Origin of the sequence: Radiobacillus sp. PE A8.2, assembly GCF_045635475.1 — a bacterium.
GTDB lineage: Bacteria > Bacillota > Bacilli > Bacillales > Amphibacillaceae > JBJGXI01.
Map to the genome: position 1 here is coordinate 35,740 of NZ_JBJGXI010000035.1, position 21,794 is coordinate 57,533.

The 21,794-nt window shown below is 37.1% G+C and carries 19 protein-coding genes; all 19 read right to left on the reverse strand.

Features of this window, described 5'->3' with window-relative positions; translation table 11 throughout:
• Positions 1-155 precede the first annotated feature (155 nt).
• Positions 156-1,325, reverse strand: a complete 1,170-nt coding sequence (locus tag ACI6MV_RS17215; protein WP_407271561.1) for an anhydro-N-acetylmuramic acid kinase — start codon at positions 1,323-1,325, stop codon at positions 156-158.
• Between the two features lie 78 nt (positions 1,326-1,403).
• A complete protein-coding gene (locus tag ACI6MV_RS17220; RefSeq protein WP_407271562.1) occupies positions 1,404-2,450 on the reverse strand; it encodes a serine hydrolase domain-containing protein in 1,047 nt (348 codons plus the stop codon).
• A gap of 16 nt (positions 2,451-2,466) precedes the next feature.
• Positions 2,467-3,423: a GNAT family N-acetyltransferase gene (locus ACI6MV_RS17225; protein WP_407271563.1), complete on the reverse strand. Its 957-nt coding sequence runs from the start codon at positions 3,421-3,423 to the stop codon at positions 2,467-2,469.
• Between the two features lie 6 nt (positions 3,424-3,429).
• On the reverse strand, positions 3,430-4,413 hold the full coding sequence (locus ACI6MV_RS17230) for an N-acetylglucosamine kinase (RefSeq protein WP_407271564.1): 984 nt from the start codon (positions 4,411-4,413) through the stop codon (positions 3,430-3,432).
• 63 nt (positions 4,414-4,476) lie between these two features.
• A complete protein-coding gene (locus ACI6MV_RS17235; protein ID WP_407271565.1) occupies positions 4,477-5,361 on the reverse strand; it encodes a MurR/RpiR family transcriptional regulator in 885 nt (294 codons plus the stop codon).
• 25 nt (positions 5,362-5,386) lie between these two features.
• Positions 5,387-6,334: a GNAT family N-acetyltransferase gene (locus tag ACI6MV_RS17240; protein WP_407271566.1), complete on the reverse strand. Its 948-nt coding sequence runs from the start codon at positions 6,332-6,334 to the stop codon at positions 5,387-5,389.
• 1 nt (position 6,335) lies between these two features.
• Complete coding sequence (murQ, locus tag ACI6MV_RS17245; RefSeq protein WP_407271567.1) at positions 6,336-7,250, reverse strand: N-acetylmuramic acid 6-phosphate etherase; 915 nt, start codon at positions 7,248-7,250, stop codon at positions 6,336-6,338.
• A gap of 10 nt (positions 7,251-7,260) precedes the next feature.
• On the reverse strand, positions 7,261-8,409 hold the full coding sequence (locus ACI6MV_RS17250; protein ID WP_407271568.1) for an exo-beta-N-acetylmuramidase NamZ family protein: 1,149 nt from the start codon (positions 8,407-8,409) through the stop codon (positions 7,261-7,263).
• On the reverse strand, positions 8,406-9,035 hold the full coding sequence (locus ACI6MV_RS17255) for a YesL family protein (protein WP_407271569.1): 630 nt from the start codon (positions 9,033-9,035) through the stop codon (positions 8,406-8,408). The genes ACI6MV_RS17250 and ACI6MV_RS17255 overlap by 4 nt, the downstream gene beginning before the upstream one ends.
• 104 nt (positions 9,036-9,139) lie before the next feature.
• Positions 9,140-10,750, reverse strand: a complete 1,611-nt coding sequence (locus tag ACI6MV_RS17260) for an extracellular solute-binding protein (protein WP_407271570.1) — start codon at positions 10,748-10,750, stop codon at positions 9,140-9,142.
• A 76-nt stretch (positions 10,751-10,826) separates the two neighbouring features.
• Entirely contained in the window at positions 10,827-11,723 is an 897-nt protein-coding gene (locus ACI6MV_RS17265; RefSeq protein ID WP_407271571.1) for a carbohydrate ABC transporter permease, read from the reverse strand.
• 13 nt (positions 11,724-11,736) lie between these two features.
• Entirely contained in the window at positions 11,737-12,672 is a 936-nt protein-coding gene (locus ACI6MV_RS17270) for an ABC transporter permease (protein ID WP_407271572.1), read from the reverse strand.
• A 67-nt stretch (positions 12,673-12,739) separates the two neighbouring features.
• A complete protein-coding gene (gene nagZ, locus ACI6MV_RS17275; protein ID WP_407271573.1) occupies positions 12,740-14,341 on the reverse strand; it encodes a beta-N-acetylhexosaminidase in 1,602 nt (533 codons plus the stop codon).
• 26 nt (positions 14,342-14,367) lie between these two features.
• Entirely contained in the window at positions 14,368-15,081 is a 714-nt protein-coding gene (locus ACI6MV_RS17280) for a PIG-L deacetylase family protein (protein ID WP_407271574.1), read from the reverse strand.
• Between the two features lie 374 nt (positions 15,082-15,455).
• On the reverse strand, positions 15,456-16,319 hold the full coding sequence (locus tag ACI6MV_RS17285) for a sugar phosphate isomerase/epimerase family protein (RefSeq protein WP_407271575.1): 864 nt from the start codon (positions 16,317-16,319) through the stop codon (positions 15,456-15,458).
• Between the two features lie 39 nt (positions 16,320-16,358).
• Positions 16,359-17,420, reverse strand: a complete 1,062-nt coding sequence (locus ACI6MV_RS17290; protein ID WP_407271576.1) for a Gfo/Idh/MocA family protein — start codon at positions 17,418-17,420, stop codon at positions 16,359-16,361.
• A 403-nt stretch (positions 17,421-17,823) separates the two neighbouring features.
• On the reverse strand, positions 17,824-18,678 hold the full coding sequence (locus ACI6MV_RS17295; RefSeq protein ID WP_407271577.1) for a sugar phosphate isomerase/epimerase family protein: 855 nt from the start codon (positions 18,676-18,678) through the stop codon (positions 17,824-17,826).
• A gap of 269 nt (positions 18,679-18,947) precedes the next feature.
• On the reverse strand, positions 18,948-20,294 hold the full coding sequence (locus ACI6MV_RS17300; RefSeq protein WP_407271578.1) for a (Fe-S)-binding protein: 1,347 nt from the start codon (positions 20,292-20,294) through the stop codon (positions 18,948-18,950).
• Positions 20,291-21,703, reverse strand: coding sequence for a glycolate oxidase subunit GlcD (glcD, locus tag ACI6MV_RS17305; RefSeq protein ID WP_407271579.1), 1,413 nt, complete (start codon positions 21,701-21,703; stop codon positions 20,291-20,293). The genes ACI6MV_RS17300 and glcD overlap by 4 nt, the downstream gene beginning before the upstream one ends.
• Positions 21,704-21,794: the final 91 nt, after the last annotated feature.

Sequence of the window (21,794 nt, forward strand, 5' to 3'; positions counted from 1 at the left end):
TGTTATATATACGATTGACCGTGGGGAAAGTTTCATTCACAAGACTACCTCTTTTCATTTATAAATTTAATTACCCTATTTATTATATTCTGATAACACAAACCCTCTTATTACGTACTTATAAAGATAACAAAATCATAATATATAATACCCTTCTACCATGCAATTTTCCCCATTACTACAGATTTTTTTGCACCAGTAGCTTTCGGTATATTATTAGTTCTTTTCTTGTAACATTGATAACCTAGAATTGCAAAAGTTATAGCTTCTTTTGCATCTGCTGGAATACCATAGTAATCGGTTCCTTCAATCAAAACTCCTTCTGGTAATAAAGCCTTTAATTCTTTCATTAACGTTTGATTATAGTACCCTCCGCCACTTACTAAAACTTCTTTTATATCTTTTAATTCGACATATCTATTAATTTCCTTAGCAATCGTTTTTCCAGTCAATGCTGTAACTGTTGCTAATTTGTCATAGTCTGTAATACCTAATTTACTCGCTTCATCCCACAACAGATTCGCAAACTCTTCTCCAAACAATTCTCTACCTGTACTTTTGGGCGGCAACTGATTATAGTATGGATGCATAAGAAGTTGATTTAGCCAACCTTCATTTACTTTTCCTTTAGCAGCTAGCAATCCATTTCTATCAAAAGATTGCACTCCTTTAGTTATCCTATTAGTAAACATATCAATCATCATATTTCCTGGACCTGTATCAAAAGCGATAATATCTGATTCGTTCGCGCTTGCAGGTAAAACAGTCAAATTGGATATCCCACCGATATTCAATAGTACTCTCCCAATCTTTCCCTTGAAAAGAAGATAATCAGCATAAGGAACTAAAGGTGCTCCTTGTCCACCTGCAGCCATATCTCGAGTTCTAAAGTCTCCAACAGTTGTAATACCTGTCTGCTCTGCGATCACACCAATATCACCAATTTGCAAAGTCGAAGTCACATTTCTTCCATTTATTGCAACCGGTTCGGGTTGGTGAAAAATAGTTTGCCCGTGTGAACTAACTAGCTGGATATCTCCCTTATGAAAATTCGCTTCACGAATGACTATTTCAGCAGCTTCAGCAAACAATTCGCCTAGAAGCATGTTCATTGTTGAAATATCAACAATACTCGCTTTTTCAGGTTGGCAAAGATCATATAGCTTTTTTTTTACAACTTCTGAAAAGGGTACAGTTTTAAAATTAATTAGTTGCCAATCAATGTTATGATTATGCTCTGTCAGTTTTACCAATGCAGCATCAATTCCATCCAAGGATGTGCCTGACATCAACCCAACAACATAGCTAGAAGAACTCGTACTCATCTACATTTTCCTTTCTATTGATACAGAATAAAAATAAAAAAACAGGTTAGCAATGATCCAACCTGTAAAAATACCCTTCTAACAATAAGAGCGAATAATATTATGGAGCCGCGGACGTAGCCTTAAGATGTGCGGCTGTCTTCCATAATGGACTCGATTTGTTAGTAATATGACATGTAAATCAATGTCAGGGTCAAACCAGATACTCGTTCCAGTAAAACCAGTATGTCCATAAGAACGACTAGAGAATAAGTCTCCACAAGCAGGCAATTTTTGCCCCTTCACTACCCAGCCTAATCCTCTATATTCTGTATCAAATGGTGTGTGATTTTGCTTAGACAGCGCCAATGCTACATTTGACAATATCTGTTTCCCTTCAAATTCCCCACCATTCTCAATCATTTTCGCATAATTTTGTAGGTCTTTAATGGTAGAAAACAACCCAGCGTGACCACTAATACCACCCATAGCTTCCGTATTTTCATCGTGAACGACTCCACATTTATACTCGTTCAATTTTTCGCTATATTCTGTCGCAGCATATCGTTCTCGAGAAAACGATGGATTGTAGCCACAACAAAGCATGTTTAAAGGTTTAAAAAGCTGCTCTTCGGTAAATTGCTCAAAAGGTTGTGTCGTAACTTTTTCGATTACTTTATATAACATGATCAAGCCAAGATCACTATACACTACCTTTTGATCCGGCGAATGATCTAGCTCCTCGGCAAAAATTGTTTCGATAATCTTATTTCTTGAAAAATTTTCTGCATAATATGACTTGTGTGCAGGTAAACCCGACGTATGAGTTAATAGATGTCTAATTGTAATTTTTTCCTTACCATTCTGACCGAACTTAGGTAAAAAGTGCGATATCGGGTCATCTAGCCTAATTTCTCCATTATCGATCAACTTTAAAATGGAAGGTAAGGTAGCAACTATTTTTGTCAATGATGCAAGATCAAACACCGTATCAAGACTCATCGGTAATTTATTCGGGTATACCGAGCGATAACCAATAGCCTCTTCCATTACCGTTTTTCCACCGTAGGAAACACTAATGACCGCTCCAGGAATATGCTCCAAGTCTATTTCCTTCTGCAAAAATTGAAGTACTTTTTCTCTCATTTGATATCACTCATTTCTAATCTAATTGCTTTTCGTAAGATTGATAGCTTTTACAAACTTCAAAGCCAAGTTTGTTATAAAATTTGATTAACTCTGTCCAATCTATAACAATCGAAAAGATATTTCGTTTCCTTAAATAGTAGACAGCAGCTTTAACAATTGATAGGCCATAGCGATTTTTCCGTTCGTTTGCGTCAATACCTAATGGACCGATCCCACCTAATTCATTCTCATATGATGGTGCCCAATACACATTTTGTGCAATAATCGGTGACTTTGCATCATTAATCCGACAAAAGCCAATAATCTCGCCTCTTTTTTTAGCCACAACGAATTCACGACCCGTTCCACCTTTATCAAAATATTGCATTGCTTCATATTCCCAGCGACCTGGAAAACATTGCTTCAAAAAGCTTAAAAAAGTCTGTCGTTCCTGTTCCCGTAAAATAGTGAATTCTACATCATCTATTTCCGGCAAGGATAGACCTTCATTTTGTTCGTAGTGACAATCTAGATCATGGGCAATGTATCCTTTTTTATACCCTTGCCTCTCGAACCAATTTACACTGTCTGCATATTCCAATGGTACTCCTGGGAAATAGTGCCACGTATCCATTCCAATCAACACACGCTTCACTCCGCATTCTTTTAATGCCGATTCCGCATGCTGTAATAATTGTTTTCCAATACCTCTACCACGATAATTGCTGTCAACTAGCAATACTTGTATCCAACCAGTTTCCCTACTAATACCTACATCGGTGTCATCTTGCCATTTTTTTGCTACAACAAAGCCAATGATACCGTCCTCATCGTTGACTACTATTTGTGACCCCATCTTAAATAAATTTACATCTTGAAAGCTATTTTGTTCAAATAGCTCTGGTCGCATTGGAAAATCCGCTCTTAGCTCTTTATTCCATAAATCGACTAACTCTGACAATCTATTCTTTTCCCAGGAAATAAATCTCATTATTATCTACACCTCATTTCTGTTAAAGTTAGTAACAAAATCTTGTGTCGTATTTTCATCAATCCACTCTTGTTCTTGTTTCCAACCTGCTATTACCGCTCCACCAACAGGATCGAGTTGCGGAATAATTAGCGAGGTATCCATTTGATATTGTTCCAAGATTAGATTAACTTCCCCTTCAAATAAATCTAATCTATGAAATAGCCCACCAGTTAGGACAACTGGGATTTTACGTTTTTCTTTCGACGAGAACAATTTTGTAGCCAAACTAGCGATAGATTTTCCTAAATCCTGGCCACACTTTTTAATAATTTTCCCAGCTACAATATCACCATGGTCTGCTGCTTGAACGACAATTCTGCTTAATGAAGCAATTAATTCTCTTGGATTATCCTGGTATATAATTCGAATGACTGTAGATAAGTCATCTACTTTAAAATGGTCAACCAAGAGCTGTTGAATAATTGTATCGTTTCCAGCTCCATCGTAAGCGAGAAAAGCTGCTTCTAGTCCATCTCTCCCTAGTTGGTAACCGCTTCCTTTATCACTAAACAAATAACCCCAACCACCAACTCTCCCTCTTTCTCCTCGCTCATTAAGACCATAAGCTATAGCTCCAGTCCCTGCAATTTGTACAATTCCCGGCCTTCCGAATGTCCCCGAGTATAGAGCCGTGATTGCGTCATTATCTACACTTACTTTCACATCATTTGCTACCAATGAACTTAGTAAACGAGACATTTCTTTATTATTAGTTGGGTGTTCTACCCCGGACATCCCTGCAAATAATCTAATAACTCGCTTGAACCTGTCACCAGATTGTTGTTTTAATAATTCTATTAATAATGTTAGTTCTTGATTAATTTTTGAAAAAGAAACACTATTAGGATTACTAGCTCCGACTGTTGCTGAAGCTACAACATTTCCATTACAGTCAGCTATGACACCTTTCGTCTTTGTCCCACCACCGTCTATGGCTAATACGTACATGTCATTCATCCTCCGGTACGTAGATATGAAACGAGCCAACTCAAGTTTGAAGAGTTAGCTCTTTTACAAATTGGATTTATTATAATTTCTCGTTCCGTTTTTCGTTAATAGCTCGATTGCATCTCTCGTTTTATTCAAGTGCGTTACCGTATCATCATAATTTATTGAGGCGACACACATGAATAAAATGTCCATTACTTGTAATTGTGCAATCCGCGAGGAAGTTGCACCACTACGAAATGTCGGTTCTTTCGTAGCTGACGTGTAAAGACGAATGTCAGCTTGTTCAGTCACAGGTGAATTTCCATACTTAGTTAAGCTAATGGTAGTTACATCGTTTTGCTTTGCTAGTTGTAGTACTTTAGCTACCTCCAGCGTTTGGCCAGAAAACGAAATACCGACAACAACGTCATCCTTTTGTGCGTTAGCCACCTGTGTTGCCGCCATGTGTAAATCGGTAAAAGCATAAGAAATTTTATTAATCCTCATGAATTTTTGTTGTGCATCAAGTGCAATGATACCTGACGCTCCTACACCAATAAAATGAATCTTTCTTGCATTCGTTAATACTTGAACCGCTTGTTGTATTTCATCTATATGCAACAGCTCAGCCGTTTCTCGTATTGTCTGGATGCTATTGTCGGTCATCTTTTCAATAATTGATTGCACTGGCTCATTCGGTTCAATATCACGAAAACCTTGAACGTCTGTCTTTTGCAGATCTCCAGCTACTCTTATTTTCAAATCCTGAAATCCTTTTAAATTTAAAGATTTACATAGTCGGATCACTGCTGCTCCACTCGTTAAGCTTCTTTTCCCTAGTTCATTTGCTGTAAGAGAGATTGCTTCTTGAGGATTCTCAATAATATAGGTTGCAATCTTTCGCTCAGAAGGTGGAAGCATAGACAGCATTTCCGTCAACATGGTGAGACCGCCATTCGTTGACATGAAATCAACTCTCTTCTGTATTAAATTAGATATCTTTTTTCATTACGTGAAATGTACGCGTGATTTCAAAACCAGTTTTCTTGTATAAATACCCAGCAGCTGATTTTTCACCGGTCCACAAAAACCAAGCTCCGTGTAAGCTTTCCGCTTTCATTTGCTGCAAGCATAGATGTAATAATAGCTTTCCTAAGCCTTTTCCTTGTTGATCTGGATCTACACCGAATGGACCAAAACGTTCTGGAACACCTTCGTAACCGCCAAATATACAAAAGCCTACAACCTTGCCATCCTGTCTTGCAACAAAAATCCTCTCCATTGGCAATCCTTGCAGTACACCTTCACGAATAGCTCTTCCCCAATCAGGATTAAACTTCACGTTAGCAAATTGAATGACCTCATACAAGTCTTTATCCTCAGCTAGCGTAAACGCGTAGCCTTCCGCTTCTCTTTTTGCCTTTAATTCCTTCACTTCATCAGAAACATAGAAATCTACTAAATTACGATCCATAGCAACTGGTGAATATAGCTTATTAAACCCTTGTGCTTGCAAAAATTGATAAGCTTCTGGATATGCAGCTTCATCGATGCCAGGTAAAATATAATTCGGTGCATAGGATGAAAAAAATACATGCTTTCGTCCTTTTTCTTTCAAAAAGGCTATCGCTTCATCTAATAGTTGCTCCCCTATACCTGTTTTGCGGTGCGATGGATGTACAAAGAAAAACGGAATCCATCCATTATCTGGCTCTAACTCCGTGCCAAACATTGGTAATAATCTTCGTACTGCATACACACATCCGATTAATTGGTCCCCTTTAAATGCAAGGCGCAGGCCTTCAGGATCAAAGTTAGCATCTAATAATACTAAATTTCGAAAACGCTTAGCTGTGACTGGATCATTCGTTAGACAGTCATTCCACACATTCACAATTTGTTTTTCGTCTCCAGATTGATAATATCTATAAGTAATCATATCAATTGCCTCCTTGTAATGCTAGTTCAATGGCTTTTCGCACAAAACCATCAGCTTTTTCAATGAAAACAGTTGCCTCTGTGTAATTCACCCCTGTTTTTATCATCACAATGGCTGGTTTAACTTGAAAATTAGTATTCTCTAACACGCGTTCTGCCTCTTGATAAGGTACGCCAGTAATTGTAGAAACAATATTTTTAGCTCGTTCCATCAGTTTATTATTACTAACCTTTAAGTCTACCATTAAATTTTCAAATACTTTTCCAGTTTTTATCATAGATGCCGTTGTTATCATGTTTAATACTAATTTATGAGCAGTAGCTGCCTTCATTCGTGTTGAACCTGTTAGTACTTCTGGTCCTGTTATAACTTCAATATTAGTATCTGCATATCTACTAATCGCTGAATCCTCGTTACTTGATAAACTAACCGTACTAGCACCAATGCTATTTGCGTATTGAAGCGCTCCAATAACATAAGGTGTCTGACCGCTTGCAGCAATTCCTACGACAACATCTTGTTTAGTCAGGTTTCGCTTTTCTAAATCCTTAGCACCTGCCCCTTCATCGTCTTCTGCACCTTCTACCGCTTTTTCCATTGCGTTGATGCCACCTGCCATTAGCGCTTGAACAATGTCTGGAGATGTACTATACGTTGGTGGACACTCCACTGCATCTAAAATACCAATTCTACCACTTGTACCAGCACCAACATAGAAAAGCCTGCCGCCTTGTTTGAGTGCCTCACAAACTATGTCTACCGTTTTACGTATTTCAGGTATTACTTGTTGTACACTTGTAGCCACTGTCATATCCTCATTATTGATCGTGGTTAAAATATCAGTGGTTGACATATTATCGATATTCATCGATTGCTCATTTCTCATTTCTGTCGTTAACTTTGAAAGTTTATTCATAATGATCATCCTATTTATACAAGTGATATGGTTCTTTTCGTTTATTAAATTCTGCTAGCGGCTTCTGAATCTCGTCTAAAAATCCGCTAGATGTACCGTTTTTAATTTTAGATCTCAAGGATTTTGTTCCTGCCAATAAATCGAAAAAGTATTTTCCATTTGTATGTTGAATAAAGCTAAAATCCTCTGGATATATTTGCGCGATAGTTTCAAGTACTTGCACGCCTACTTCTAGAGCATTGAGCTTCTTGCGGTCTACAACGTGTAACTGGATACCACTGCAAATCTCATCCTTATGCTTTTGATACGTTGGAACGAATGAAGTTGGGCGCGCGATGATACCTGATATTTTTTTATCATTAATTGTTTTGGCTAACTTATTTCCATTAATATATGGTGCGCCTATTTGCTCAAATGGCTTAGTGGTTCCTCTTCCCTCAGAGAGATTTGTTCCCTCTACCAGGCAAGTACCAGGATACAAAGCGCACATATCAATAGTCGTTGTATTAGGTGAAGGTGGTACCCAAAATAAGGATGTTTCATCAAAATACATGTGTCGCTTCCAGCCTTGCATAGGAACAACGGTTAATTCACAATCATAATCAAATTCATGTTTATATAATAAAGCAAGTTCACCTATGGTCATGCCATGTCGGTTCGGAATTGGCAGTAGACCAACAAATGAACGTAAATCTTCTTCAACTAAGTTCCCTTCTGTATTCAATCCAGAAACGGGATTGGGGCGATCAAGCACCACAAAGTGCTTTCCATATTCTTCACACGCTTTCATAACATAGGCCATTGTATAAATAAATGTATAATACCTGGATCCAATATCTTGTAAGTCAAACACGACAACATCCACTGGGTCCAACATCTCTTTACTAGGTTTCTTTGATTTTCCATACAAGCTATACACCGGTAGTTTTGTATAAGAATCTACGGAAGATTCGACTTGTTCGCCCTCTCTCGCGTCACCTCGAATTCCATGCTCTGGTCCATATAATGCTGTTAATTGAATATCTGGATGTTCAAAAAATAAATCAATGGTCGGAATAAGCCTTTCATTTACACCAGTCATGTTGGTAACAAGCCCTATTCGTTTACCTTTAAACGAATGAAATTCCTTTTCCAGAAAAACATCTAGTCCTAATTTCACTTTTCATCACCTCTACTAATTTCCTGTTTCGGAAATGATTTCAACGCCACCCAAGTCAACACTACACTTAATAGTGAACCACCAAAAAATATAATTAATACTGGTATTGTAGTAATTATTAGATAGACTAAGAAACTACCAACAATCATCATTATTGTATAAATAGGCTTTCCGATGACAACGATTAGAGCATATTTGATATATTCCAGTGTTTTGTACTGATAATGGACATATACCGGAAAGAAATAAAGCACCACACAAAAGAAGATAAATAAAGCAATGATGATTAGGTAAGAGAACAAAGAGATAACTACTTGTTCCGAGGCTTGGAAAAATCTTAAATCAACATATAGTAAATAACCAATGACTAGTAACAAATAACCAAGAATATTAATCTCAACAATATTTGATTTAAATGATTCCCAAAAAGTTTTGAAAATCGGTAATTCTTCATCCCCTAGGATCCATTTACGGGTAATTGAAAACATCGCTGCAGTTGCTGGAAAAAATCCTACCAACACTAATCCAAAGATAGAAAATAATAACCATAAAACATTAAGATAAATAATCCGCATTATCCATGTTGATATAGCGTATAGTTTCCATACTATTCCTTCTATCCCCATCTTCTCTCACCTCATCTTCCATTCTAGGTTGCAAATGAATATGTTCATTTTTGGAAGTTGCAGCTTGGAAATATCCAAGCTGCAACTGCAACCATTCAATAGCTTTATTGAGCCTCTTCCCAACGATCATAGGCAGATTGATTAGCATCAACGATATCGCCTATACCTAGGTCTTCCAATGTGCTTACATATTCAGCCCAAGAATCATCAATGGATTCAGCACCTGTGATGAATTTAGCTTCCATTTGCTCAAAATAAGACTTAATATCCGGCTTAACTGTATTTATTTTCTCGGTCTCTTCCTCTGTATAGTACACTAGAGGGAATGGTGTTCTTGCATATGGAATTAACTCTTCTTGAATCCACTCATATATTTTAAGAATCGTTGGATTTCCGCCTTCTTGTTCAAAGAACTCGGCAGTAAGATTCATTGGTACATTTGTTCCAACACCTGGTGCATGCTTTGCATTTGTCTCGGTTGTACTAAGTCCATCTTGAGATAGTAATTGCCATTGACCTTCGTCATTCCACTCATATGTTTCCCCTTCGATACCTAAACGGGATAGGATGGTACCTTCTTCAGAATACGCAGCTTGATCAATCCAGCGCATAGTAGCTTCTGGGTGTTCATTCTCACTCGTAATAGCTGCTCTACCTCTTCTGATTTCATGCATTCCTAGCGTTAACTTTTCATCATTCGTTTCACTAGTCATTGGAGGCAATACAGGATAATTTAATCCTTCAGCTGGATCTGCATAACCTAATTGAACAATTGGCCAAGTAGATAAAATACCCACTTGAGGTCCTTTAGCAATAAATTGTTCCCAATTGTGCGAGAACATTTGGTTATCTAACAATTGTTCAGTATAAAGACGATTCATGTATTTTAGATACGCTTTGTACTCGTCTTGAACCCAGGCATACTCTACTACGCCATCTTCTTCATAAATTCCATCATCTTGAACAATGCCGAAGTTTGGTAACAAGCCAAGGCGTAAATCAGCTGGTGAATTTGCCGTTAAAGGAATAACATCTCCAACATTGCCCGGATCTTGCTCTTTCATTGCCTTTAATAATTCATAGAATTCTTCCATCGTAGTCGGTGTATCCATACCTAATTCATCGATCCATGGCTGATTCATCCACATGATCGGTGTCCGCGATGTAATATTCTTGTCAATACCTGGTAATGCATAAATGTGTCCATCCGGTGTTGTAATAGATGCTTTAATAGCAGGATCTTCTTCCATTAGTTTCTTAAGATTTGGTGCATACTCGTCAATCAATCCTTCTAATGGTATTAACATCCCTTGAGAACCATAGTCTGCTTCCTCAGCTAGAGTTAGTTCACCACCATAAAATAGGTCCGGTAAATCCAAGCTAGCAAAAGCTAGTTGTTTATTTTGCGTATAATCATCCGCAGAAGCTGACCTGAATTCAAACTGAATATTTGTTTTCTCTTCCATTACTTGGAAAAACCCCATTTCGCTCCACTCAGGTTGAACAGGTGAGCTTTTACCCATCATCTCTAACGTAATGGACTCATCAACAATCGGAAAACCAGTTTTATTAAAATTCTCATTTTCCGGTGCATCATTTGTATCCGATGAATCCTCATTGTTATTTTCGGACGCCTCTTGATTCGAACATGCAACTGCCAGGAATGAAATAAATAGCAACAATAGAAAACTTAATAAGCCCTTTCTCAACTTCATCTTGATTTCTCCCCTTTTTTCTAAATGATTTAACAATAAGATCAGGAAAAGCTAACTCTTTCCCACCCCCTTTAAATTAACCTTTAATGGATCCAATCATAACGCCTTTAAGGAAAAAGCGTTGGAGGAATGGATATACAATTAGTAGTGGTGCTGCTGAAACAATCATCACCGCATATTTAATAATGTCTGCTATCTTTGCGTGTTCACTAATTGCTTCTGCTGCTCCACTATTTTGCAACAATTCAGTAGTTAATTTTTGTTGTACCAAAATTTCTCTCAAAAATAGCTGAAGTGGAAACAACTCTCTATCTTGTAAATAAATTAGCGCGTTAAAATATTGATTCCAGTGGCTCACTCCATAAAACAGTGCCATAACAGCAATGATTGGAGCTGAAAGTGGTAATACGATTTGGAAGAAGGTTCTAATTTGAGATGCCCCATCTATTTCTGCAGCTTCTTCTAATCCTCTTGGAATTGTAACTCTAAAAAATGTCATCGTTACGATAATATTCCACATAGCCGCTGCATTAGGTAGAACCATTGCCCAAATTGTGTTTACCATACCAAGGTCACGAATAAGTAGGTACGTAGGAATTAACCCACCTTCAAAAAACATCGTGAACACTAATAAAGCCATAATCACTTTTTTACCGATTAGCTCCTGCCTAGCTAATGCATAGGCACACGGTAATGTAACCGCAAGATTGATAAGCGTACCAAACACAGTGTAAAAAATTGTATTTCGATAACCTATCCAAATCTCACTACTTTGGAACACACGTTGAAATCCTTCAAATGTTATTCCTCTAGGATATAACCACATTTGACCAGAGTTAACGTATTGCGGATCACTAATCGATGCACTAAGAATATAGACCAATGGATATGAAATAACGATGATGAAAAACCACACTAAAAGTTTGTTACATCTGCTAAATATCTTATCTGATCGTGATTCTTTTATAGCCATTTTGCACCATCCTTTACCATAAGCTTGTACCTGACTTTCTTGCCATCCGGTTAAAAAATATTAAAATCAGGAAATTGATGATAGAATTAAATAATCCTACAGCTGTTGAATAGCTATATTGTCCATGCAATAAACCCGCTTCATATACATAGGTTTGGATTACTTGTGAAGAATCCATATTTAATTCATTTTGTAATAATAATATCTTCTCAAATCCAATCGACATCATATTCCCCATATTTAAAATAAGTAGAATAATAATTGTCGGTAAAATACTAGGTATATTAATGTACCAAATTCGTTGCAGCCTTGTAGCACCATCAACCTTAGCTGATTCATGAAGCTGTGGGTCAACGCCTGCAAGAGCTGCCAAATAAATAATTGCTCCCCAACCAAGGTTTTGCCATTCGTTTGACCAAACAAATATTGTTTTGAACCATGCCGGTGCGGTCATAAAATTTATCGGTTCAAATCCAATCATTTGAATGAAATTATTAATAATTCCAGTCTTAGGATCTAAAAAGGCAATAATCATCCCAGCAAAAACTACCACTGATATAAAGTGTGGAGCATACGTAATCGTTTGAGCAGTTTTCTTAAACCTTCCATCTCTCAACTCGTTAAGAGATAACGCAACAATAATGGAAATCGGGAATAACAATAATCCATATATATTAATACCAAGCGTGTTTTTAATTAAATCCCAGAAATAATAGGAATCAAAGAACTTTAAGAAGTGCTCAAATCCTATCCATTCACTTCCAAAAATCCCATCTACTGCTCTAAAATCTTTAAAGGCGATTTGTAAGCCATACATCGGATAATATTTAAATAACAAAAAATAAATAATTGCCGGTGCAAGTAACAAATATAGTTGCCAATTTATTTTTATTTTCCGCCAGTTGAGCCGCCGCTTTCTTTGCGTTTTACTAGATATTTCCGTCTTCATTTCCACTTACGATACAACCACTTTCTGTGAAGTTGAAGCTGTTGATGACCCAGAGAAAAAAATCTTTTTACATTTCTAATGTTACTGGTGACCTTCCACTAACCTGCACCTTACCAAATATGACCCCTGCTGCTATTTGCAATGCAGGGAAAGAGAACTCATAGGTATTAATATATACAGGAATTTTAGGCAAATAGTTAAAGTCATACGGACTTCTCATTGCAACTACGATAACAGGAATAGCATTATCAATTAGTTTTTCAATTAGCGTAATCTGCGTACTTCCTGCTTGAATACTTGACGTTCCAACAATAACCGTGTGGTAGTTTTTCGCCTTATTGATAATTTTGCTTATTTCTTTCTCCGTCATCTGTTTTGATACCTGATATACATCTACCAAGGAGTGATACTCCTGGATCGCTTTATCTAATGAGAGGCTAGCATACCGTTTATCCTCTACTTGCATCGTCGTACCATTATCTGGCTGCACAACAAGAACAGAATTATCTTTACTTAGAAGCAGCGGAATCATATCATCATTTCTTACAACCGTGACACTTTCCTTATAAACCTGATCTGCTAATTGTTGGTGCTGTTTACTACCAACTAAATTAGGTACAACTGGATTTGTTTCCATTAACGAAATCTCATCCCAGCCTAAATATTTTTGCTTCATCGTATTTATTCTTTTAATTGATTGATCAATTACACCTTCAGCGATGGTACCTTCCTTTATTGATGCTATGATTTCATTTATGGCTCCTTGTTGTTTTTCTTGAGTATGAGAAATCATTACTAAATCTACACCTGCTTGAATGGCAGCTACTGCTCCTTTTTCTGTACCGATTCGATTTGCAATTGCATTCATCTCCATACAATCGGTGGTGACTACACCTTGAAAGCCTAACTGCTCACGTAATAACCCTGTAATTACTTTCTGTGACAGTGTCGCTGGCACCCCCGGATTATCTTCAATAGAAGGAAAGTAAATGTGGGCGGTCATAATTGTATCTGCCCCAGCTTTAATCGCTTCTGTGAAAGGCTTTAATTCTACCGCTTGTAATCTGTTTATTGTATGTGGAATGACCGGTAAATCTAAGTGCGAATCCACAGCGGTATCACCGTGACCAGGAAAGTGTTTTAATGTTGTTACAACACCCGCATCCTGCATCCCTTTCATCGCTTCCTTCGTAAAGGTAGCTACCTTTTCTGGTGATTCTCCAAATGACCGCACACTAATTACTGGATTTACTGGGTTATTATTCACATCTGCAACAGGAGCTAAGTTCCAATTAATGCCTAATGCTTTAAGTTCCTTACCCGTTGCTAGCCCTACTTCATAGGCGTGATTTGGATTATTTGTAGCTCCTATTGCCATAGAACCCGGAAATACAGTAGTGCCTTCTCCTAATCTCCTAACAACCCCATTTTCTTGATCTAAGCAAATTAATAAAGGATATTCATATCCCGCTTGCTTCGCTTCCCGTTGCAATTCTGTAGTTAAGCTAAGTACTTCCTGAGGAGTACCTATATTTCTACCAAATAAGATAATTCCTCCAATTTGATATTGGTAAATCAGTTCACTTATATGTTTAGGAACTGATTTACCATCAAACCCTATCACTAATAGCTGACCAACTTTTCGTTGTAGACTTATAGCATTATTCATAAGATACCTCTCTCAGTTAATCAGACCTATATTTCCAAACCTGGTATAATTTTTCCTTTTCTTACATTTCCACCTATTGGCATTTTAAGTGTTTGTGCGTATTGACAACGATTCACACAGCCTCTAACGGTACCAAGTGCTTTGTAATAGTCATAATATCGAAACGATGTTGAATTCATAATGAACCAATAGTTAGAAAGTGCTTCTAAGTATGTATCGAATTCATCCGATACATCGACAAATACATCTGGTTCGTACCCGTCCATATCTTCCCAATTCTCACTATGGTAAATACCGTAATAATGTGGTGGTAAACCGTCTAAATCAAAACCAGGTAAGCCTGCTTTAAGTTGCGCAGCTTGCACAATTCTTGGGCATAGCGCATGGTCTGGATGGATGCTGTTTACCCAATGTGTAATAACTACTTTTGGTCTTAGTTGTCGCATCAGTGTTGCTACCCTTGTAATGATTTCATCATTAAATGTTAATTCTGCATCCTTGTAATCTAATGTAATACTTTTACCGCCTAGTATTTTTGCAACTTTTTCTGCTTCTTCGATCTTTTGCTTTGCATAATCTTCAACAGAAATATGTGGTGGATTACCTTTTTCTCCTGGCGTTAAATGAACGAACGTTACTTCCCATCCTGCCTTTGCATATTTATTAGCGATTGCTCCAGCCTGTATCTCTGCATCACCACAATGTGCCCCTAATACCACTAAACTGTTTTTCTTTTCCATAACTTCCACTCCTTTTTGATACTAAGATTGAGTTAATTAATTATTTGAAATAATTATATGTAAGCGTTTTAAATACTATATCATAACTTACATAAAAATAAAATAAAATTTTACAAAAAGATATTATTTTTGTTTTTAAATTTCAAAAAAGCCCTAAAATAAGTGGGTAAACTATTTGTTCACCCAATAAAGAAAATATGTCCTTTATAATCATATCACCTGCCTATATATGCAATGCTTTTAATTCCTGTATCTATAGTTTATTAGATAAGTAGATTTGATCTCAACATTCTTGTAACATTATCTACCAAACAATTGAAATTTTATTTCATGATTTTTAGCAAATGCTAATCGTTCAATTTCATTTGTGATGGTTATTGCTCACCCCATAGTTTCCGCACATACGCCATTCCTAATCGTGAGCCTAGCTTACAATCTTCCATCCCTTCAAACTCGACGGAAATATAGCCATCAAAACCTGAATCCTTTATGATCGAGAGGATAGCAGGGATATCAATATCCCCATGACCCACTATTGCGCCTCTTAAGTAATTACCGCTAGCTGTACGCATCCACCCTTCCCCAAGTTGTTTGCTTTCTGGACGATAGTAAAAGTCTTTAAAGTGAACAACTGATGCATAAGGAAGGTTCTTTTTAACAGCTACTACAGGTTCTTCATCTACACATAAAAAATTACCAACATCTAAGACTGTCTTATAGTTAAAACGATTCACGCAATCAACTAAACGCTGTACACGGTCACTTGCCTGTATAAAATATCCATGATTTTCTACATTAGTCGTAATACCATATTGTGCGGCGTAATCAGCAATCGCTTGACATGCGGAAACCAGTTTAGGTAGATCTTCTTCAAACATTTGAATATGAATGTCGAATGGCGGTCTTGATGCAACATCATGACGCATGTACGATACACCTAATTGATGTGCAATATCTACATGCTGCTTTACTCTGTCAATTTCTTTACGATAATCTTCATCACTTTCTGTTATAAAGTTTGCTCCAATTGCATAGTTTGAAATTTCCAAGCCTATAGCATCGGCCTTGGCACGGATTTGATTTATTAATTGTGGATTTTCAACAAGATCAAAGCCAAATGGTACAATCTCCACATGTTCCCCACCATTTTCTTTGATCCAATCCATCGCTTGCAACACGTCCATTTCACCTGATTGAATGGCACGGGCTAAGCTATATGTGCTTAATCCAACTTTCATAGCAGTATCACCTCATCATTTTTAAATAATAATTCATTATTAAAACTGAATTTCTGACCCTTTTTCACTTGACTCATAAATTCCAGTAAGTATTTTCATCATTTCAACTCCATGTTCTACAGGGCTTAATGTTTCCGCTTTTCCTAGACAGCAATTCACAAAATGATCAATCTCATTTTGGAAGCCTTGCGCAAAATCAAAGCTTAGATTGTCCACCTGTGGTGATACATTCAAAATCGTGTCATGCTTTTCGGACACGATAAATAATTCAGGCTCAAGCTCTGCACCGCCCTTATCACCGTAGAGCTTAACAGCTATTTCATCCTTTTTCGCATGGAGAGTAAAGCTGACATCCACTAACAATGATGCTCCATTTTCAAAACGAATGAGCGCATTAGCCATATCTTCTACCGTATTCTTTGACGCATCATAATCTGCAGCTTTATAGAATGATAGATTCTTAATATTACTCCGGTTACCGAGCTTATTATATATGTTACCACTTACAGATTTAACTTTCGGACATCCCATCAAATACCAACAAATATCAATAACATGGACACCAAGGTCAATCAGTGGACCTCCACCAGATCTTTCTTTATCGGCAAACCAGCCTCCCGGGTTACCTAATCTTCTTAAACAAGATGCTTTTGCATAATAAACCTCACCAAGCTCACCATTATCAATAAAATCCTTTAATAATTTTGTGTTTGAACTGTACCGACGAACGAAGCCAACTTGTAGCAACTGGTTATTACGGTGAACTGCTGCCTCAACTTCTTTTGCTTGTTCAACCGTCATACTTAACGGCTTTTCAACTAAAACCTTCTTCCCTGCATCTAATGCTGCAACGGAAATTTCTGCGTGTAAGTTATTCCATACACAAATGCTGATCGCATCAATATCATTGTCTGCTAATAGCTCTTTATAATCGGTATAAACCTTTGTAGCACCATACGTTTCAGCAACAGCCTTTGCACGTTTTTCATTTAAATCACAAATCGCAACAACAGTTACATCATCATTTTTTGCGTATGCATTCAGATGGGCTGTTGAAATTGATCCTGTTCCAATTACACCTATTTTTAAAGTAGTAGTCATGAGTTTCCTCCTTAGGCTCTTTTCGTAAACTTGGATATTTTTCATATATCATAATTAAACTAATATGCAACGTAACTAGAGGTAGTATTAATACCCACTCCGGAAATACACTTCGCACACCAAAGGGGGCCAGTGAGTCTCCTCGTCGCTCCGCGCCTGCGGGACCAGCAAAAGCTCTTCGATGGGACGAGTAACCGTAGTCCCATGAGTCTGAAGACACCGCAGGACAAGGTAAACTACGGAAGCGGTCTTCTTCCGAGGAGGCTAAGGTCATGTCTGTTTAAAGTAAAACGCTTTACACTAGCGGAAAGCGACTACCTGGAATGGAAATAAACCGTTGCTGTTACGTCGAAGTTTATATGGAGTTTGTTCATATAACGTGCTTTGATAATACAGCCTACTCTTAGATATGTTTGTTTAAAAACTGAACTGCTTCTGTAATATCTGATTCCGGGTCATTTCCAACCTCGCGTTCGATTGTTAAATAACCGTTATATCCAATATCTCTTAAGGATTTTAAATATTTTTCAAAATTTAAGCTACCTTTTCCTAATGGTTGTTCTTTGAAATAATCCTCTAAACGTAGATCTTCTATTCCCCCTTCAGCGAAATAGTTATATACAATTTCAGGATCTGTTTTCTTTATCATTACACCATCTTTGGCATGTGTATGGACGATATAGTCTCGGAGAGTGTAAACGCCTTCCACCGGATCATCATCCGTTACCATTAATAAATTTGCTGGGTCGAAATTTACTTTCACACCATTACTTTTTAAATTATCTAAGAAGTTTTTCAAAACTAACGCCTTTTCTGGGCCTGTTTCAATGGCAAATGATGCTTTCATTTCATCCGCATATTCACCTAACTGTTCGCAGGCTTCTGTTAACACTTTGTACCGATCATGGTCCTTTGACTTTGGAATTACACCTATATGGGTAGTTACAATATCTGTTTCTAAATCCTTAGCTAAATCGATAATCCGCTTTGATTTTTCGATTTTTAATGGATTATCTTCTTGAATTGCGAAACCATGACCTCCTAAATCTCCACATAAAGCAGCAATTTCTAAACCATTGTCCTGGATAAAATTACGCAGCTCTTTTCGATCATTTACTGACATATTTTCAGGTGCCATTTCTCCACTAACTGCATAAATCTGTAACCCTTTAGCGCCAACTTGCTTCGCCCTTAAAATACCTTGTCTTAAAGGTAGTTTAAATGCATCGACTATTACACCAATCTTCAATCTAATCACCTCATTATTAAAATTGATTACTTATATTTAGTCAATTTCATAATACTGATTTTTAGCCATCCACATCCATATATAGTTGGATCAAACCATATCTGAGCTATATACGGATGCGGATAGTTGTATAAGGTAATTATGGAATTGATTCATATTGACAATAAATAATAATTTTTTGAACCTTTAGTTTTGTAAGCGCTTCGATAAGTATATCATAAATTTAGATTAATCAAAATATAAATTCGTATTTTAACTACTTTTTATGATATTTTATTTCATTCGTGCAATATATCTCTTTCCGTTTTTCCTATAACAGACTCAATTAATAAATCCGCTAAATGAACAGCACGAACATTCTTTTCTAATCCTTCTCGTTGAATTCCTAATTTCATTTGTAATAAACATCCTGGATTAGTTGTTACAATCGTATGTGGATTCACTTCCTTCACTCTTTCCATCTTGTATTCAAGAATTTCCATCGACATTTTATGTTCTGTTATATTATAGATTCCAGCAGAACCACAACATTGGTCCGATTCTTTCATCTCTTGAAAGGTTGCGCCTTCGATTGACCGTAATAAAATTCGAGGAGCATGTATCGTTTTCATAACATTTCTTAAGTGACACGAATCTTGATAGGTAACCACTTGACTATCTACTGCTAATTGTTCTTCGTTAAATCCTTGTTCAACTAAAACTTCAGTAAAATCCTTAATTTTATTGGAAAAATCTTTTGCTCTTTCCTTCCAATCAGGCTCATCCTTTAGTAAGTGATCATATTCTATGAGTAGAGCTCCACATCCACCAGCATTTAAAATAATATCGTCTACATCTAACGCTTCAAAGGCTTCTATATTCCTTTTAGCAAGTTCCTTAGCTGTTGCCTTTTCACCACTATGTGCATGTAATGCCCCACAACACCCTTGTTGCTCTGGAATAACAATATCACAACCCGCTATTTGCAGAAGTTTCATCGTTGCATTATTCGTTTCCATAAACATTGTATCCATTAAACAACCAGAGAAAAAAGCCACTTTTCGTACAGTTTTCTGTTCTGATTTTAAAAATGTAGGCCGATTTTCCATCTCTTTCTTTGAAGGAACATTCGGAATTATTTTTTCCATTTGCGACAGATTACCAGGTAAGATATTTAATAGTTTGCTTTTTTGAACAGCTTTCTGAATTCCACTTTTTTGATAGAAAGACAGAAAATAATGAACAGTTTTCATGCGTTCTTTCTTCGGAAATAATTCATGGAACACCATATGTCTTAAAACTTTCACTGGCCATTTATGTTTTTTGGATTTTTGGATCACATCTCTAGCATCTTCAAGCAAGTGACCATAGTTTACCCCAGAAGGACATACCGGCTCACATGCACGACAGCCTAAGCAGAGATTCAGTTGTTCTTCAATAGACTCATCGGGTTCAATTATGCCGTCTACGACTCCTTTCATTAACGCGATTCTTCCTCTAGGTGATGCGGCTTCATCCTGATTTGTCCGCCCGTACGTTGGACAGGAAGGTAAGCAGAACCCACATCTCATGCAGTTCATTAGTTCATCATAATTTAATTGCTCTTTAAATCCTTTTTGGATTTGTTGTTGTACCTTATGATTCATGACTGGACCACCACTCTTTTTCTTTCGTCTTTTGCAAATATTTTACCCGGATTCATGATGCCGTTAGGATCAAAAGCATACTTAATCGCTTTCATTGCATTCACTCCTTCTTCCCCAAGTTTCCATGCTAGATAAGGAGATTTCATTTCTCCAACACCATGTTCACCTGTTATCGTACCTCCGAGATCGATAGCTTTTGCAAATATTTCTTCAAAGGCTTGCTCTACTCGATGCATTTCTTCCTTATCCCGTGCATCCGTTAAACATGTAGGATGCAGATTTCCATCTCCAGCGTGACCGAATGTACAAATTCGCACATTGTATTTTTCTGCAATTACATTAATCGCCTGAACCATTGGACTAATTTTCGATCGTGGTACCGTTGCATCTTCTAAGATGGTTGTTGGCTTTAAACGAGCTAACGCAGATAATGCCGACCTTCTTGCTGTGCTAAGATCTAACGCTTCTTGTTCAGTTTGTGCGATTTCAACAGATAATGCATTCCTTTCCTTACAAATGTGAGAAATTCGTTCGATATCCTTTTCTACTACTTCTGGTGAACCGTCCTGCTCGATCAATAGGACCGCTTTTGCATGAGTTGGTAGCCCAACCTTCGCAAAGTCTTCTACCACTTCACACGTAGCTTGATCCAAAAATTCAAGTGTAGTTGGAATGATTTTGTTTGCAATTATGGTAGATACTGCTTTTGCTGCTTCATCTATATCGGAGAACAACGCTAACATCGTTTTCTTCGTTTCTGGGATAGGAATTAGTTTTAGCGTAGCTTCTGTTAAGATTCCTAATGTCCCTTCTGATCCCACAAATAATTTGGTAAGATCATAGCCTGCCACATCCTTTGCTAGCTTCCCTCCAGTCTTAATCACATCTCCATTTGCGAGTACAACTTCAAGACCAAGCACGTAATCCTTCGTTACGCCATACTTGAGACCTCTTAATCCGCCTGAACATTCATTTATGTTTCCACCTATAGTGGAAATTTTCATAGAACTAGGATCTGGTGGATAAAACAGCCCTTTTTCTTCTACCGCATTAACCATTTGAAGCGTTATGACACCAGGTTGCACGGTTACCGTTAAGTTATCTTCATCAATCTCAAGTATTTGGTTCATTCGGTTGAATAAGATGACTACGCCTCCTTGTGTTGGACACGTTCCTGCACATAAATTTGTTCCAGATCCTCTTGGAACAATAGGAATAGCATGCTGATTACAAAGCTTTACGATCGCTTGGAGCTGCTTTGTATCTTTTGGTGAGATAACAGCATCTGGTAAAGATTGAAAATTTGGAGTTGCATCATAAGAATATGCTAATTTTGATTGATTGGAATCATTGAAATAATCTTTTCCTACGATTTTTATGAATTGCTTTTTTATCTTTTTATCTAACAATACACGCACCTCCAGCTAAAATTTAATTACTTTCATTATATATAGAATAAGAGGCAAGTAATATGTATGAACATACAATAATAACCTTATA